Annotated in this window: 16 protein-coding genes; 7 read left to right on the top strand and 9 right to left on the bottom strand. The window is 60.0% G+C overall.

Features of this window, described 5'->3' with window-relative positions:
• Position 1: 1 nt before the first annotated feature.
• The 3 genes from trpD to CKW24_RS23145 all read left to right on the top strand — a co-directional run bounded on the left by trpD (position 2) and on the right by CKW24_RS23145 (position 2,652).
• On the top strand, positions 2-1,051 hold the full coding sequence (trpD, locus tag CKW24_RS23155) for an anthranilate phosphoribosyltransferase (RefSeq protein WP_095170537.1): 1,050 nt from the start codon (positions 2-4) through the stop codon (positions 1,049-1,051).
• Positions 1,048-1,884 carry an indole-3-glycerol phosphate synthase TrpC gene (gene trpC / locus CKW24_RS23150; protein WP_095170535.1) on the top strand — a complete coding sequence of 279 codons (837 nt, stop codon included), beginning with the start codon at positions 1,048-1,050 and terminating at the stop codon, positions 1,882-1,884. Before trpD ends, trpC begins: the two co-directional genes overlap by 4 nt.
• 66 nt (positions 1,885-1,950) lie before the next feature.
• The gene (locus tag CKW24_RS23145; RefSeq protein WP_095170533.1) at positions 1,951-2,652 is read left to right on the top strand and encodes a lipoate--protein ligase family protein; all 702 of its coding nucleotides are present in this window, start codon (positions 1,951-1,953) and stop codon (positions 2,650-2,652) included.
• On the opposite strand, the gene crp is transcribed toward CKW24_RS23145, so the two are convergent.
• Entirely contained in the window at positions 2,649-3,293 is a 645-nt protein-coding gene (crp, locus tag CKW24_RS23140) for a cAMP-activated global transcriptional regulator CRP (RefSeq protein ID WP_095170531.1), read from the bottom strand. The genes CKW24_RS23145 and crp overlap by 4 nt on opposite strands.
• 238 nt (positions 3,294-3,531) lie before the next feature.
• Here crp and CKW24_RS23135 point away from each other — a divergent pair, with 238 nt between their 5' ends.
• Positions 3,532-3,954, top strand: coding sequence for an OsmC family protein (locus tag CKW24_RS23135; RefSeq protein WP_005792019.1), 423 nt, complete (start codon positions 3,532-3,534; stop codon positions 3,952-3,954).
• A gap of 109 nt (positions 3,955-4,063) precedes the next feature.
• Here CKW24_RS23135 and coq7 read toward each other — a convergent pair whose 3' ends face one another.
• The 6 genes from coq7 to hemJ all read right to left on the bottom strand — a co-directional run bounded on the left by coq7 (position 4,064) and on the right by hemJ (position 8,510).
• A complete protein-coding gene (coq7, locus tag CKW24_RS23130; RefSeq protein WP_095170529.1) occupies positions 4,064-4,711 on the bottom strand; it encodes a 2-polyprenyl-3-methyl-6-methoxy-1,4-benzoquinone monooxygenase in 648 nt (215 codons plus the stop codon).
• A gap of 107 nt (positions 4,712-4,818) precedes the next feature.
• Positions 4,819-5,157, bottom strand: a complete 339-nt coding sequence (locus CKW24_RS23125; RefSeq protein ID WP_095170527.1) for a histidine triad nucleotide-binding protein — start codon at positions 5,155-5,157, stop codon at positions 4,819-4,821.
• An 81-nt stretch (positions 5,158-5,238) separates the two neighbouring features.
• Complete coding sequence (locus CKW24_RS23120) at positions 5,239-6,027, bottom strand: SDR family oxidoreductase (RefSeq protein WP_095170525.1); 789 nt, start codon at positions 6,025-6,027, stop codon at positions 5,239-5,241.
• Between the two features lie 62 nt (positions 6,028-6,089).
• Positions 6,090-6,995, bottom strand: a complete 906-nt coding sequence (locus CKW24_RS23115) for a DUF805 domain-containing protein (RefSeq protein WP_095170524.1) — start codon at positions 6,993-6,995, stop codon at positions 6,090-6,092.
• Positions 6,996-7,076: 81 nt separating this feature from the next.
• On the bottom strand, positions 7,077-8,045 hold the full coding sequence (locus CKW24_RS23110) for a nitronate monooxygenase family protein (RefSeq protein ID WP_095170522.1): 969 nt from the start codon (positions 8,043-8,045) through the stop codon (positions 7,077-7,079).
• Positions 8,046-8,078: 33 nt separating this feature from the next.
• The gene (hemJ, locus tag CKW24_RS23105; protein WP_095170520.1) at positions 8,079-8,510 is read right to left on the bottom strand and encodes a protoporphyrinogen oxidase HemJ; all 432 of its coding nucleotides are present in this window, start codon (positions 8,508-8,510) and stop codon (positions 8,079-8,081) included.
• A gap of 135 nt (positions 8,511-8,645) precedes the next feature.
• Here hemJ and argC point away from each other — a divergent pair, with 135 nt between their 5' ends.
• Both argC and erpA read left to right on the top strand, forming a co-directional pair.
• Entirely contained in the window at positions 8,646-9,680 is a 1,035-nt protein-coding gene (argC, locus tag CKW24_RS23100) for an N-acetyl-gamma-glutamyl-phosphate reductase (protein ID WP_095170518.1), read from the top strand.
• Positions 9,681-9,846: 166 nt separating this feature from the next.
• Positions 9,847-10,197: an iron-sulfur cluster insertion protein ErpA gene (erpA, locus tag CKW24_RS23095; RefSeq protein ID WP_027617200.1), complete on the top strand. Its 351-nt coding sequence runs from the start codon at positions 9,847-9,849 to the stop codon at positions 10,195-10,197.
• 73 nt (positions 10,198-10,270) lie between these two features.
• Here the strand turns inward: erpA and CKW24_RS23090 are convergent, their stop codons facing one another.
• Positions 10,271-11,362, bottom strand: a complete 1,092-nt coding sequence (locus CKW24_RS23090) for an anhydro-N-acetylmuramic acid kinase (RefSeq protein ID WP_095170517.1) — start codon at positions 11,360-11,362, stop codon at positions 10,271-10,273.
• A gap of 3 nt (positions 11,363-11,365) precedes the next feature.
• Positions 11,366-12,784, bottom strand: a complete 1,419-nt coding sequence (locus CKW24_RS23085) for a peptidoglycan DD-metalloendopeptidase family protein (RefSeq protein WP_095170515.1) — start codon at positions 12,782-12,784, stop codon at positions 11,366-11,368.
• A gap of 209 nt (positions 12,785-12,993) precedes the next feature.
• On the opposite strand from CKW24_RS23085, the gene tyrS reads away from it, so the two are divergent.
• A complete protein-coding gene (gene tyrS, locus CKW24_RS23080; protein ID WP_095170513.1) occupies positions 12,994-14,193 on the top strand; it encodes a tyrosine--tRNA ligase in 1,200 nt (399 codons plus the stop codon).
• The last annotated feature ends 231 nt before the right edge of the window (positions 14,194-14,424 follow it).

Genomic DNA, 14,424 nt, shown 5'->3' with positions numbered 1-14,424 from the left:
CATGGATATCAAGACTGCCCTGAGCCGTATCGTCGGCCACCTCGACCTGAGCACTGAGGAAATGAGCGATGTGATGCGCGAAATCATGACCGGGCAATGCACGGATTCGCAGATTGGTGCGTTCATGATGGCCATGCGCATGAAGAGCGAGAGCATCGACGAAATCGTCGGCGCCGTCTCGGTGATGCGCGAGCTGGCTGACCGGGTCGAGCTGAAAACCCTCGATGGCGTGGTGGATGTGGTGGGCACTGGCGGCGACGGTGCGAATATCTTCAACGTCTCGACCGCCTCTTCTTTTGTGGTGGCGGCTGCCGGCTGCACCGTGGCCAAGCACGGTAACCGCGCCGTCTCGGGCAAGAGCGGCAGTGCCGACTTGCTGGAAGCGGCCGGGATCTACCTGAACCTGACACCGGTGCAGGTGGCGCGCTGCATCGACAACGTTGGTATTGGTTTTATGTTTGCCCAATCCCACCATCGTGCGATGAAATACGCGGCAGGTCCACGGCGTGACCTGGGCTTGCGCACACTGTTCAACATGCTCGGCCCGCTTACGAATCCGGCCGGTGTGAAGCATCAGGTGGTGGGGGTGTTCAGTCAGGCTTTGTGCCGGCCTTTGGCCGAAGTATTGCAACGTCTGGGCAGCAAACACGTGCTGGTGGTGCATTCCAAGGATGGCCTGGATGAGTTCAGTCTGGCGGCGCCGACGTTTGTCGCCGAATTGAAGAATGACCAGGTCACTGAGTATTGGGTCGAACCTGAAGACCTGGGCATGAAGAGCCAGAGCTTGCACGGTCTGGCTGTGGACAGCCCGGCCGCTTCGCTGGAACTGATTCGCGATGCACTGGGTCGCCGTAAAACCGAGAACGGCCAGAAAGCGGCCGAAATGATTGTGCTCAACGCTGGTGCTGCGCTGTACGCCGCTGATCATGCGAGCAGTCTGAAAGAGGGGGTTGCCCTGGCTCATGACGCGCTGCACACCGGCCTTGCGCGAGAAAAGCTCGAAGAGTTGGGTGCATTTACTGCAGTATTCAAAGTGGAGAATGAGGCATGAGTGTACCGACGGTGCTCGAGAAGATTCTCGCCCGCAAAGTTGAGGAGGTGGCCGAGCGTAGCGCTCGCGTGACACTGGCCGAACTGGAAGCCATGGCAAAAGTGGCGAACGCCCCTCGTGGCTTCGCCCAGGCGTTGATCACCCAGGCCAAGCTCAAGCAACCGGCGGTCATTGCCGAAATCAAGAAAGCGTCGCCAAGCAAAGGGGTGATCCGCGAGCACTTCGTCCCCGCCGAAATCGCAGTCAGCTACGAGAAGGGCGGGGCAACCTGTCTTTCGGTGCTGACCGATGTCGACTTCTTCCAGGGTGCGGACAGCTATCTGCAGCAGGCTCGTGCGGCCTGCAACCTGCCGGTGATTCGCAAGGACTTCATGATCGATCCGTACCAGATCGTTGAAGCCCGTGCACTGGGCGCCGATTGTGTGTTGCTGATCGTCTCCGCGCTGGACGACGTCAAGATGGCTGAGCTGGCTGCCGTTGCCAAAGGCGTTGGCCTCGACGTACTGGTGGAAGTTCACGACGGTGACGAGTTGGAGCGGGCATTAAAAACCCTCGACACACCGCTGGTCGGGGTTAACAACCGCAACCTGCATACGTTTGAAGTGAATCTGGAAACCACCCTCGATCTATTGCCGCGCATCCCTCGCGATCGCCTGGTGATCACTGAAAGTGGCATTCTCAACCGTGCGGATGTCGAGCTGATGGAAATCAGTGAGGTCTATTCGTTCCTGGTGGGCGAAGCCTTCATGCGCGCCGAGAGCCCGGGGGCGGAGCTGCAACGCCTGTTCTTCCCGGAGCGCGGTGTACCGGTCAGCGGTTCTACACTCGACTGAACCTGATTTAATCAAGAAGCCGGCGATGCCGGCTTTTTTGTATCCACAGCCAAGGATTTGCCTGCCATGACCCAACCCATTGCCTTGACCGTCGAAGCGGGCCTGCAAGCTGAGCAGGATTTGCTGGCGACGGTGTGTGCTGGTGACCAGGATTTCGCTCTGTTGTTCTGGCAACCGAGCGATCGTGCGCTGGTCATGCCCCGGCGCTTGAGTCGTTTGCCGGGGTTCGACGCTGCCTGTGTAGCGTCGGCGGAGAATGGCTGGCCGGTGTTACTGCGCGAAACCGGGGGCGAGCCGGTGCCGCAGTCGGCGGCCACCATCAACATTGCGCTGGTCTACGCGCCGCCACGCAGCGAAGGTGATCACGGACGTATCGAAACCGCCTATCGGCGCCTGTGCGATCCGATTTGCATGTTGCTGACAGAGCTGGGGGGCGAGGCGTCTTTGGGGGAAGTGGAGGGCGCGTTCTGTGATGGACGCTTCAACGTCAATCTCGACGGTCGCAAGATGGTTGGCACCGCGCAACGCTGGCGCCAGAGCAAAGGTGGGCAGCGGCCGGTAGGGCTGGTGCATGGCGCATTGTTGCTGGACGATGAACGCGAATCGATGGTGCAGGCGGTCAACCGTTTTAACCAGGTGTGCGGCCTTGAGCAGCGGGTGCGTGCGGCAAGCCATATCGCCCTGCACGAACGATTCGCCGCGCCCCAGGCGATTGAGCGCCTGGACACGCTGTATCGGCAGATGCTGGCCCAGGTGCTGGCGCCTTAGCGGGTGCCGAACACCACCATAGTCTTGCCCTTGACGTTCACCAGGTTGCGCTCTTCCAGGTCCTTGAGCACGCGCCCGACCATTTCCCGCGAGCAGCCGACGATCCGGCCGATTTCCTGACGGGTGACTTTGATCTGCATGCCGTCGGGGTGGGTCATGGCGTCGGGTTGTTTGCACAGCTCCAGCAAGCAGCGCGCAACCCGACCGGTGACGTCGAAGAAGGCCAGGTCGCCGACCTTGCGTGTGGTGTTACGCAGGCGCTGGGCAATCTGCCCGCTGAGCACGTAGAGGATGTCCGGGTCGTGCTGGGACAGTTCGCGGAATTTGCTGTAGCTGATCTCGGCCACTTCGCACTCGACCTTGGCGCGTACCCAGGCACTGCGTTCCTGCTCCTGGCCTGCTTGTTCAAACAAACCCAGCTCGCCAAAAAAGTCCCCGTTGTTGAGGTAGGCGATGATCATTTCCCGGCCGTCGTCATCCTCGATCAGGATGGTGACTGAACCCTTGATAATGAAAAACAGTGTGTCGGAACGGTCACCTGCACAAATGATATTGCTCTTGGCCTGGTAGCGACGGCGCTGGCAATGCATCAGTAGCTTGTCGAGGTTCTTGATCTTGGGGGTTGGGGCAATAGCAACCATGGTTGAATCCCGAAAAGACTGCACGGTGTGACGTGGTTGTTTTTATGAGGCGCTGCAGAGCGTGTGCTCTAGGACGGGTGTTGCGCCAGTGAATTGGCGCCAGCTTAACAGACACATTCTGGTGTCATTAGAGAAATTATCAATGCGCGCGGCCGCCGGCTTGCACTGCAGTGGCACGCTGTCTATCCCAAGCCCTGTGCTAAGCTGGCGACCCTTTTTTTACAGTGGAGACTTGGCGATGAAGGCACGCATCCAATGGGCTGGCGAAGCCATGTTCCTCGGTGAATCCGGCAGTGGTCACGTCGTGGTCATGGACGGTCCGCCCGAGGCCGGTGGTCGCAACCTGGGGGTTCGGCCGATGGAAATGCTCCTGCTCGGTGTGGGCGGTTGCAGCAATTTCGACGTAGTCAGCATCCTCAAGAAGTCGCGCCAGGCGGTGGAAAGCTGCGAAGCCTTCCTTGAAGCCGAGCGTGCGACTGAAGATCCCAAGGTGTTCACCAAGATTCACATGCATTTTGTAGTCAAGGGCCGAGCGCTCAAGGAAGCCCAGGTCAAGCGCGCCATCGAGTTGTCGGCAGAGAAGTACTGCTCGGCATCGATCATGCTGGGGGCCGCAGGCGTGGCCATTACCCACGACTACGAAATCATCGAGCTGGGTTGAGTCGGGTTCGTTATCGCGAAGAGGGCCAGTCCTTTTTGATGCGGTGGCTGCGAGCACAAAAAAGGGCGCTGATATCAGCGCCCTTTTTTGGTCTCGGTGTCGAGGTGCGTCAAATGCGGTAGGTGCTTTTGGTCATCACCTTGGCCAACAGGCTCATGCCGAACTTCACCGGCGCCGGGAAGCGGAAACCACCGGCATCCAGCGCACTTTCAGCGTGCTGTTCTTCGTCGATGCGCATCTGCTCAAGAATGGCTCGCGACTTTTCGTCCTCGGCCGGCAGTTGCTCCAGGTGTTCGTTCAGGTGCTTGCAGACCTGATCTTCGGTCGCTGCCACGAAGCCCAGGCTGACTTTGTCGCTGATCAGCCCGGCCACTGCACCGATGCCGAACGACATGCCGTAGAACAATGGGTTGAGGATGCTGGTATGGCTGCCCAGTTGGCGGATGCGTTGCTCGCACCAGACCAGGTGATCGATCTCTTCCTCGGCCGCATGCTCCATCGCCGCCCGCACCTGCGGCAGCTTGGCGGTCAGGGCCTGGCCTTGATACAGCGCCTGGGCACAGACTTCACCGGTATGGTTGATGCGCATCAGGCCGGCGACGTGCCGGGTGTCCTCGTCGCTCATTTTGCTCTCTGGCTGCAGGATGGCCGGCGACGGGCGATAAGGCTGGCCACTGAAGGGCAGCAAGGTGCGCATCGCGGTATCGGCTTGCAACAGAAGACGGTCAATGGGCGAGTAGTGACGTTGGGTAGTCATGCTGACCTCCGGGAAGAATCTCGGCGGCCAGTTTACCGCAATCGGCGGGGGAAGGTTTGCCCTAGGTCATGACGATCGGCGACACAACCCGGAGCAACAGGGTGGGATCAGCCCGGTGGCCAGTGCATCTGGCGTTGACCCAGGACGTGCATATGAATGTGGTAGACGGTCTGCCCACCCAGTTCATTGCAGTTCATCACCACGCGAAAGCCTTCTTCGCAGCCCAGTTCCAGCGCCAGGCGTTGGGCGGTGAACAGAATATGCCCGGCCAGCGCCTTGTCGTCCTCGGTGAGGTCGTTGAGGGTGCGCACCGGCTTCTTCGGGATGACCAGGAAGTGCACGGGGGCCTGCGGGGCAATGTCGTGGAAGGCCAGGACCTGGTCATCCTCGTAAATAATCTTGGCAGGTATTTCTCTGTTGATGATCTTGGTGAACAGAGTATCCACAGCTGTTTCTCCATGTTGATGGGCCGCACTGAGTGTACTGAAGGGGCCACTGCGGCGCCCGACCTTTTATTGCGTGGGTGCTCAGCGCGGGCAATAGGCCTTGTTGACCATGCCGACGATGGTCCGGGTCAACCAGCGCGAGCCCAGGCGCGGCAGGAAGGCGAACCAGCGATTGCGCCGTCCAGGGATGATGATTGCACGGTTCTTATCCAGTGCCCGCACGGTGTACAACGCCACTTCCTCGGGGCTCATCAGCAGCTTGCTGGCGTTCAGTTTGCTGTCGTCCAGCTGTGCGGTGCGAAAGAAGGCGGTCCGGGTTGGGCCGGGGCACAGCACCGAAACCTTGACCGCACACTTTTTCAGCTCCACCCGCAGGCCTTCGGAAAAGTGCAGCACGTAGGCCTTGCTGGCGTAGTAGGTGCTCATCCACGGGCCTGGATTGAAGGCCGCCACGGACGCTACGTTGAGAATCTGTCCGCCACCCTGCAGGGCCATGCTGTTGCCAATGGCATGGCACAGGCGTGTGAGGGCGAGGATGTTGACTTCAATCAGGTCTTGCTCAGTCATCCAGTCCTGGGCCAGGAATGGCCCGCAGGTGCCGATGCCGGCGCAATTGACCAGCAGGTCGATCTGCCGTTCGCCTTCTTCGAGCTCCAGCAGAAAGCCGGACAAGCGCAGCGGTTCACCCAGGTCGCAGGCGCGAAACAGCACCTCGACGCCAAAGCGCTGGGTCAATTCGATGGCGATGCTTTCCAGCTGATCACGTTGGCGAGCCACCAGAATCAGGCTGCGGCCGCGGCGCGCCAGGGCTTCGGCCATAGCCAGGCCGATGCCGCTGGAAGCACCAGAGATCAGAGCGTAACGGGTCATGCAGTTCTCCATCGCAACGGCTCGAGGCCTGTGGACAGAGAGCTCACAGGTCGCCAGCGCGTTTATTCTTGTCCATAGTCTACAGGGGGCTGGGCAGGTTGCGCCGCATCGTCTGCCTCAACGTTTTCAGCCGACTCGTCGATCTCATAGCTGCTGCTCATGGTGCTTTCGTATTCTTCAGTGACGGCGCTGAGGCCGCCAGCCAATGCGCCGACAAACACCACGGCAATCACCACCAGCCAAAGCCCGGCCAATACTTTCACCGCCGTGCTGTTGGGCGGTTGCGGTGCGCCGTAGCGGTTGGCGCCGGGGTTGCCCGGGATGACCGCCAGTGCGATGGGAAAGAGGCCGCCGACAATGGGCACCAGGTTCAGGAACCACAGCCAGCCAGACCATCCCAGGTCATGCAGGCGCTGCACGCTGATGGTGATATTCACATAGAAGTAGGCAAGCAGGCCGACGACACAAACAATTGCCGCCAATACCATGTTATCGCCCGCCAACAGGCCCAATCCCAATGTGCCGGCGGCCCCGCCCATGATCAGCAGCGCAGCCAGCGACCAGGCCAGATACCGCAAGCGACCGATACGTCCCTGGACACTGAAGACCTTGAGTTCGGAAAACGTGGTGTTGACCTCACCCACTGGCGCGTGGGGCGGAGCGTAGGGAGAGGTGTTGGCCTCCGGCAGTGGGGCCGTGATGGGTTTGACTTCGCTCAGGTTGAGCTCGATCGAAGGCTCGGCCTCGATCCGCGCATCAACGCCGGTCTTTGCCAGGGCTGTGAGATAGGTCTGCGCATCGGCCTGGGAAAGGTTGTGCTTGAGGGCGACGGGTTCGCCACGAAATAGCCGCTCGATGGCGCTGACGTCACATTTGAACAGTTCGGCGAGATTGAGTTTCGCCGTGGTGATCTCGACCCCTGGCAGCAGGGCGCCGTCGAAGACAATCTTGAAACGGTTTTCGCTCATGCCAGTACTTCCTTGTCGCGATTGATCGGGGTGTGCGCGTTACCGGGGCCAGCCGTACCCGGCTGACCCAAGGTAGGTGGCTTAACGTGGCCAGCGTTTGGGCAGTTGAGCTGCCAGTTCCTGCGCTTTGCGGTACTCGGCATCCAGCCGCGCGACCAGTTCGTCAACGCTGGGCAGGTCGTCGATTTCACCGACGCCCTGACCGGCTGACCACACGGTTTTCCACGCTTTGGCTTCATCGCTGATGGGCTTGAGCTTGGCGCCGAAGTTGATTTCGCCTTTGCCTTGCAGCGCGTCGAGATCAAAACCGGCGTTGAGCAGGCTTTGGCGCATGAAACTTGCCGGTACGCCCGAGACCGCTGGCGTATGAACGATGTCGGCTGCTCTGGAAGTCAGCAGCATCTCTTTGTAAGCCTCAGGTGCATGGCTTTCAGTGGTACCGATAAACCGTGTGCCGAAGTAGGCCAGGTCCGCGCCGAGCAGTTGCGCGGCGAGAATTTCATGGCCGTGGTTCAGGCAGCCGGCCAGTAACAGGGTCTTGTCGAAGAACTGCCGGATCTCGGCAATCAGCGAGAAGGGGCTCCACGTGCCGGCGTGACCACCGGCACCGGCGGCAACCGCGATCAAACCATCGACCCCGGCTTCGGCGGCTTTCTCGGCGTGCCGACGGGTTGTCACGTCGTGGAACACCAGGCCGCCGTAGCTGTGCACCGCATCCACCACTTCTTTCACTGCACCCAGGCTGGTGATCACGATCGGCACTTTATGCTCGATGCAGATCGCGAGGTCGGCCTGCAGCCGTGGATTGCTGTTGTGCACAATCAGGTTCACGGCATAGGGCGCGGGGTTCTGCAGCAGCGCCAGACCCGCTTCGATTTCCTCCAGCCAGGCCTTGAAGCCGCTGCTTTCGCGCTGGTTCAGGGCCGGAAAGCTGCCGACCACGCCATTGCGGCAGCACGCCAGCACCAGCTGTGGATTGGAGATCAGGAACATCGGCGCCGCCACTACGGGCAGGCGCAGGTGTTGTTCAAGCAAAGCGGGCAGCGACATTGGAAGTACCCCGATGGAAAGCGTTCAGTAGGATTAGAACGGCCGTACGACGACCAAAATTACAATAGCCAGCAATATCAGAACCGGCACTTCGTTGAACCAGCGATAAAAGACATGGCTGCGGGTGTTTTCGCCACGGGCAAAACGCTTCACCTGGGCGCCGCACATGTGGTGGTAGCCAATCAGCAGCACCACCAGGGTCAGCTTCGCGTGCATCCAGCCGCCCTGGGTGAAGTAGGCGCTGGGGTTGAGGCTGATCAGCCAGCCGCCAAAGATCAACGTGGCGATCATTGCCGGGCCCATGATGCCCCGGTACAGCTTGCGCTCCATGAGACTGAAGCGCTCCTTGCTGATGCTGTCTTCGCTTTGAGCGTGGTAGACGAACAGGCGCGGCAGGTAAAACAGGCCGGCAAACCAGCACACGACGCTGATGATATGAAAAGCTTTTAGCCACAGATAAAGCATTTTTAGTTATTCCCAGGTTCACGGTAGCCCGAATAGTAGAGGCTTGAGCGCCCGCACGTCACCTTGACGGTTGTCGCAGGGGCGCGCGGCCCCTATTATCGACGGCTTTCCAGTGGGTTCGTTGAGGGCAGGTTTATGGTCAAGGTCGGTATCGTCGGCGGCACGGGTTACACCGGTGTCGAATTGCTGCGTCTGTTGGCGCAGCATCCGCAAGCAGAAGTGGTGGTAATCACTTCCCGATCCGAGGCCGGTCTGGCCGTGGCAGACATGTACCCGAACCTGCGTGGCCACTACGATGGCCTGGCGTTCAGCGTTCCGGACATCAAGACCCTGGGTGCCTGCGATGTAGTGTTCTTCGCCACCCCTCATGGCGTAGCCCACGCCTTGGCTGGCGAGCTGCTCGCGGCCGGGACCAAGGTCATTGACCTGTCTGCCGACTTCCGTCTGCAGGACGCGGATGAGTGGGCCAAGTGGTACAACCAGCCGCACGGTGCACCGGAACTGCTGGAGGAGGCGGTTTATGGCCTGCCGGAAGTTAATCGCGAGCAGATCAAGCAGGCTCGCCTGATCGCTGTGCCGGGTTGCTACCCAACGGCCACTCAACTGGGCTTCCTGCCATTGCTGGAAGCGGGTCTGGCCGACACTTCGCGCCTGATCGCCGACTGCAAGTCCGGGGTCAGTGGTGCGGGTCGCGGCGCCGCTGTTGGTTCGCTGTACTCGGAAACGTCGGAAAGCATGAAGGCCTACGCAGTCAAAGGCCACCGGCACCTGCCAGAAATTCGCCAGGGCCTGCGCCGCGCCGCTGGCCAGGACGTTGGCCTGACTTTCGTGCCGCACCTGACCCCGATGATTCGCGGCATTCACTCCACGCTGTACGCTACAGTGGTCGATCGCTCCGTGGACCTGCAGGCATTGTTCGAGAAGCGCTATGCCAACGAACCGTTCGTCGATGTCATGCCGGCTGGCAGCCACCCGGAAACTCGCAGCGTACGCGGTGCCAATGTTTGCCGGATCGCGGTGCACCGCCCGCAGGATGGCGACCTGGTGGTGGTGTTGTCGGTGATCGACAACTTGGTCAAAGGCGCCTCGGGCCAGGCGGTACAGAACCTCAACATCCTGTTTGGCCTGGACGAACGCCTGGGGCTGTCCCACGCGGGCATGCTGCCTTAAGCGTCGCAGCGTCGAACAAAAAGGCCCGTCAAACGGGCCTTTTTGCTGTCTGGGAAACGGCTAGGTTGATTGCTATACCATAACAATAGTTGACCGATTTTCTGGGAGAAGCGGATAATGCCCGTCATCACGCATTATGGCGGCGTAACGCCGGGAGATAGTCAGCATGAGCGTCGAATCCTTCACCCCCACGGCTTTGCAATTCACCCACGGTGCCGCGCACAAGGTGAAGAGCCTGGTCGATGAAGAGGGTAATGATCGCTTGAAGCTGCGCGTATTTGTTACGGGCGGCGGTTGTTCGGGGTTTCAATACGGCTTTACCTTCGATGAAGAAGTGGCCGATGACGACACCATCGTCGAGCGCGAAGGCGTCAGCCTGGTGGTCGACCCGATGAGCTACCAGTACCTGGCCGGTGCCGAGGTGGATTATCAGGAAGGTCTGGAAGGTTCACGGTTTGTGATCAAGAACCCGAATGCGACAACCACCTGCGGTTGTGGCTCCTCGTTCTCGATCTGATCGCTATACGTAGTATCCGCTGTACTCAACGCCGCAGGGCCCAAGGCTTTTGCGGCGTTTTGCTGTCTGGGGTTCAGGCGGGGTAGATGGCGCCAAGGACTCGCAGGCCGCGGGCGCCAGTGACGCTCGGGCGATTGGCCGGGATGCCTTCGAGGCAGCAATGGGCCAGCCAGGCAAAAGCCATGGCTTCGACCCAGTCCGGATCGACGCCGTACGCTGCGGTGCTGTCGACACCTGCGTTGGGTAGCAGGCTGGCAAGGCGGGCCATCAGTGTTGCGTTGTGGGCACCGCCACCGCACACCAGCAGGGTCTGGGTGTCGAGTTGCGCGGCTTGCAGTGATTCAACAATGGTCAGGGCAGTCAGCTCAAGCAGCGTGGCCTGTACGTCTTGGGCGGCGAATCCCGGCAGGCGGGCCAGGTGCTGGGTCAGCCAGGGCAGGTTGAACACTTCCCGGCCGGTGCTTTTCGGACCCTTGGTCAGGAAGAAGGGGTCGCTGAGCAAGGCGTTCAGCAAGGCCGGCTCGACACGGCCACTGGCCGCCCAAGCGCCGTCGCGGTCAAAGGTTTCCCCGCGTTGCTGATGAATCCAGGCATCCAGCAGGACGTTGCCGGGGCCACAGTCGAATCCCGAGACCGGCTTGCCTGTCTCAATCAGGCTCAGATTGCTGAAGCCGCCCACGTTCAACACGGCACGATTACCGTGATGCTGGCCGAACAGGGCTTCATGGAAGGCCGGTACCAACGGTGCACCTTGGCCGCCGGCTGCGACATCACGGCTGCGGAAATCGCTGACGACGCTGATTCCAGTCAGCTCGGTTAGCAGGGCCGGGTTGCCGATTTGCACGGTGAACCCGCGTGCGGGTTCGTGGCGAATGGTCTGGCCGTGGCTGCCGATCGCACGGATGTCGGCGGCTTGGAGCTGTTGCGTGGCTAGCAGGGCGTTGATGCCTTCGGCCGCCAGGGTGACCCAGTTGTGCTGGGCAAGCGCTGATCGGGCGATCTCGTCCGGCCCGCTGGCGCACAAGCCAAGCAGCTCGGTGCGCAGGGAGTCAGGCATGGGGATGTAGTGGGTGGCGATCAGCTTGATCGCCCCCTCGTACTCGATCAGCGCAATGTCCAGGCCATCCAGGCTGGTCCCGGACATCAGGCCGATATAGAGCGCCATGGCTTAGCGTTTGCTCGAAGCGAGCAGGGTGGATTTTTCTTGCTCCATGCGCGCCATCAGTGGCTGGCTCTGCTGCAGGAAGCGCGCACGTTCGGCCTTGGCGATCGGGTCGGCCATCGGCAGCTTCTGGCCCAGAGGGTCGACGTGAACGCCGTTGACCTGGAACTCATAGTGCAGGTGCGGCCCGGTCGACAGGCCGGTGGTGCCGATGTAGCCGATCACCTGGCCCTGCTTGACGCTGCCGCCGGTCTTCACGCCTTTGGCAAAGCCTTGCATGTGGCCGTACAGGGTGCGGTAGGAATTGCCATGCTGAATGATCACGGTGTTGCCGTAGCCACCGCGGCGGCCCGCCAGCAGGACCTTGCCGTCGCCGGCAGCCTTGATCGGCGTACCGCGCGGTGCGGCGTAGTCGACGCCTTTGTGGGCGCGAATTTTGTTCAGAATTGGATGCTTGCGGCCCATGGAGAAACGCGAGCTAATACGGGCGAAGTCCACCGGTGTACGGATGAACGCCTTGCGCATGCTGTTGCCATCGGCGGTGTAGTAGCTGCTGCTGCCTTGTTTGTTGGTGTAGCGCACGGCGGTGTAGGTCTTGCCGCGGTTGGTGAAGCGGGCGGACAAGATCGGGCCATTGCCGACAGCCTTGCCGTTGACCACTTTCTGTTCGTAGATCACGTCGAACTCGTCACCCTGGCGAATGTCCTGGGCAAAGTCGACGTCGTAGCCAAACACGCTGGCCATGTCCATGGTCAGGCTGTGGGACAGGCCGGCACGCGCTGCCGACTGGGACAGCGAGCTGTTGATCACGCCGTGGACATAAGCGGTACGTACGGTCGGCTTGGCCGTAGTGCGATTGAACGCATAGCCTTTGGCATTCTTGGTCAGGCTGATGCTATCGAGGTCGCTGATCTTGCTGTGCAGCGTCGTCAACTGGCCGTCTGGACCCAGTTCGAACTCGAGTTTCTGGCCGCGCTTGAGCTGGGTGAAGAGCTTGGCTTGCTTGTCGCTGGCCAGGATCTCGTTGACGGAAGTGGAGGGCAGTCCAACCTTCTCGAACAGCGTGGACAGCGTGTCGCCCTTGGCGACAATTACTTCGCGGTGGCTTGGTGCCTTTTTCTCTTCGACCACCGGTGCAGGGGCCGCTTCAGCGGTTTGCGGGGTGTCTTCGGTGCTGTTTTCGATCTGGGCGAAGGGCGGTTCTACGGGTTCAATTGTGGCTTGAGCGGCGTCGGCAGCGTCTTGATCTTGTGTCAGTTGTTCTAGGGGGCTTTCCAGCTCAAGGCTCAGAGTGGTCTTTTTGGCTTCGACGTCACTGGATGGAAACACCAGGAGCGCCAGGCTGAGCAAGGCGGCAATGCCGCTCGCAGCGAGCAGGTGGGTCTTCGGATAAAGCGGCGGCGCTTTAGACGGTTCTGTGGTCATAGGTAATTTGACTTTGGAAAAGATGAATTGGAAAAGATGAATGACATGATGAAGATGAAATAACTGTATAAAATATAACCAAATCATCTCTTAAGCAAGTCGCGAGTGCTCTGTTCGTGGATTGCTGGCCGTGCGCCGGGCAAAACTTGTATTTGGTGCGCGATCTTGTATGGTTGGGTCCCTTTGAATCTGAGCCTTGCAGGTTGGTTATGAAGTCGGTTGAAGAGCAGCTAGCGCTGATCAAACGTGGTGCGGAAGAACTGTTGGTCGAGTCCGAGCTGATCGAGAAGCTCAAGCGTGGCCAGCCGCTGCGTATTAAGGCTGGCTTCGACCCGACTGCGCCGGATTTGCACCTGGGCCACACGGTGCTTATTAATAAGCTGCGCCAGTTCCAGGATCTGGGTCACCAGGTGATCTTCCTGATTGGTGACTTCACCGGGATGATCGGTGATCCGAGCGGCAAGAGCGCAACCCGTCCGCCCCTGACCCGCGAGCAGGTCCTCGAGAATGCCGAGACCTACAAGACTCAGGTGTTCAAGATCCTTGATCCAGCCAAGACCGAAGTGGCGTTCAACTCCACCTGGATGGATCAGATGGGGCCGGCGGACTTCATTCGCCTGACTTCGCAGTACACCGTGGCGCGGATGCTCGAGCGCGATGACTTCGACAAGCGCTACTCGACCAACCAGCCTATCGCGATTCACGAGTTCCTCTATCCGTTGGTCCAGGGTTACGACTCGGTGGCTTTGCGCGCCGACGTCGAGCTGGGCGGTACCGACCAGAAGTTCAACCTGTTGATGGGGCGTGAGCTGCAGCGCGGCTATGGTCAGGAAGCCCAGTGCATTCTGACCATGCCGTTGCTTGAGGGGCTGGATGGCGTGAAGAAGATGTCCAAGTCCCTGGGCAACTACGTCGGGATCCAGGAAGCGCCGGGCGTCATGTACGGCAAGCTGGTCTCGATTCCGGATGCGTTGATGTGGCGTTACTTCGAGCTGCTCAGTTTCCGCTCCATGGCAGAGATCGATGCATTGCGCGCTGATGTCGAGGCAGGTGCCAATCCGCGGGATATCAAGATCAAGCTGGCGGAAGAGATCGTTGCGCGTTTCCACGGCGAAGAGGCTGCGGCCAATGCTCACCGTGCTGCGGGTAATCGCATGAAAGAAGGCGAGCTGCCAGACGACTTGCCGGAAATCGAACTGACAGCCACTGAGGATATGCCGATCGCAGCCGTCCTTAATAAGGCAGGGCTGGTAAAGAACTCGGCAGTTGCTCGTGACCTGCTCGGTTCGGGCGGTGTGCGCATTGATGGTGAAGTGGTTGATCGCACCTTTATATACGTACTGGGCGCGACCCATGTTTGCCAGGCCGGCAAGAAAGCATTTGCGCGTATTACGCTTAAATCCGAGTAATGCTGAAATAAGGGCTTGACGGCGAATTGTAACGGTCTATAATTCGCCCCACTTCCGGCGCAGTCGAAACGGAAAACTCCTTGGTAAACAATGAGTTACGCAGCTTTCGGCAGCAGGTTGCTTCAGTTCATCGAAGCGCGAAAGGAGTTGAAAAAGAGGTGTTGACAGCAGCGTGTAACGCTGTAGAATTCGCCTCCCGCTACCGAGTGATCGGAAGCGCAAGTGGTTGAA

It is taken from the genome of Pseudomonas sp. Irchel 3H3, from assembly GCF_900187635.1.
Taxonomy (GTDB): domain Bacteria; phylum Pseudomonadota; class Gammaproteobacteria; order Pseudomonadales; family Pseudomonadaceae; genus Aquipseudomonas.
Note: the sequence above shows the minus strand (reverse complement) of the source record. Positions and strands in the feature narration are given on the sequence as shown.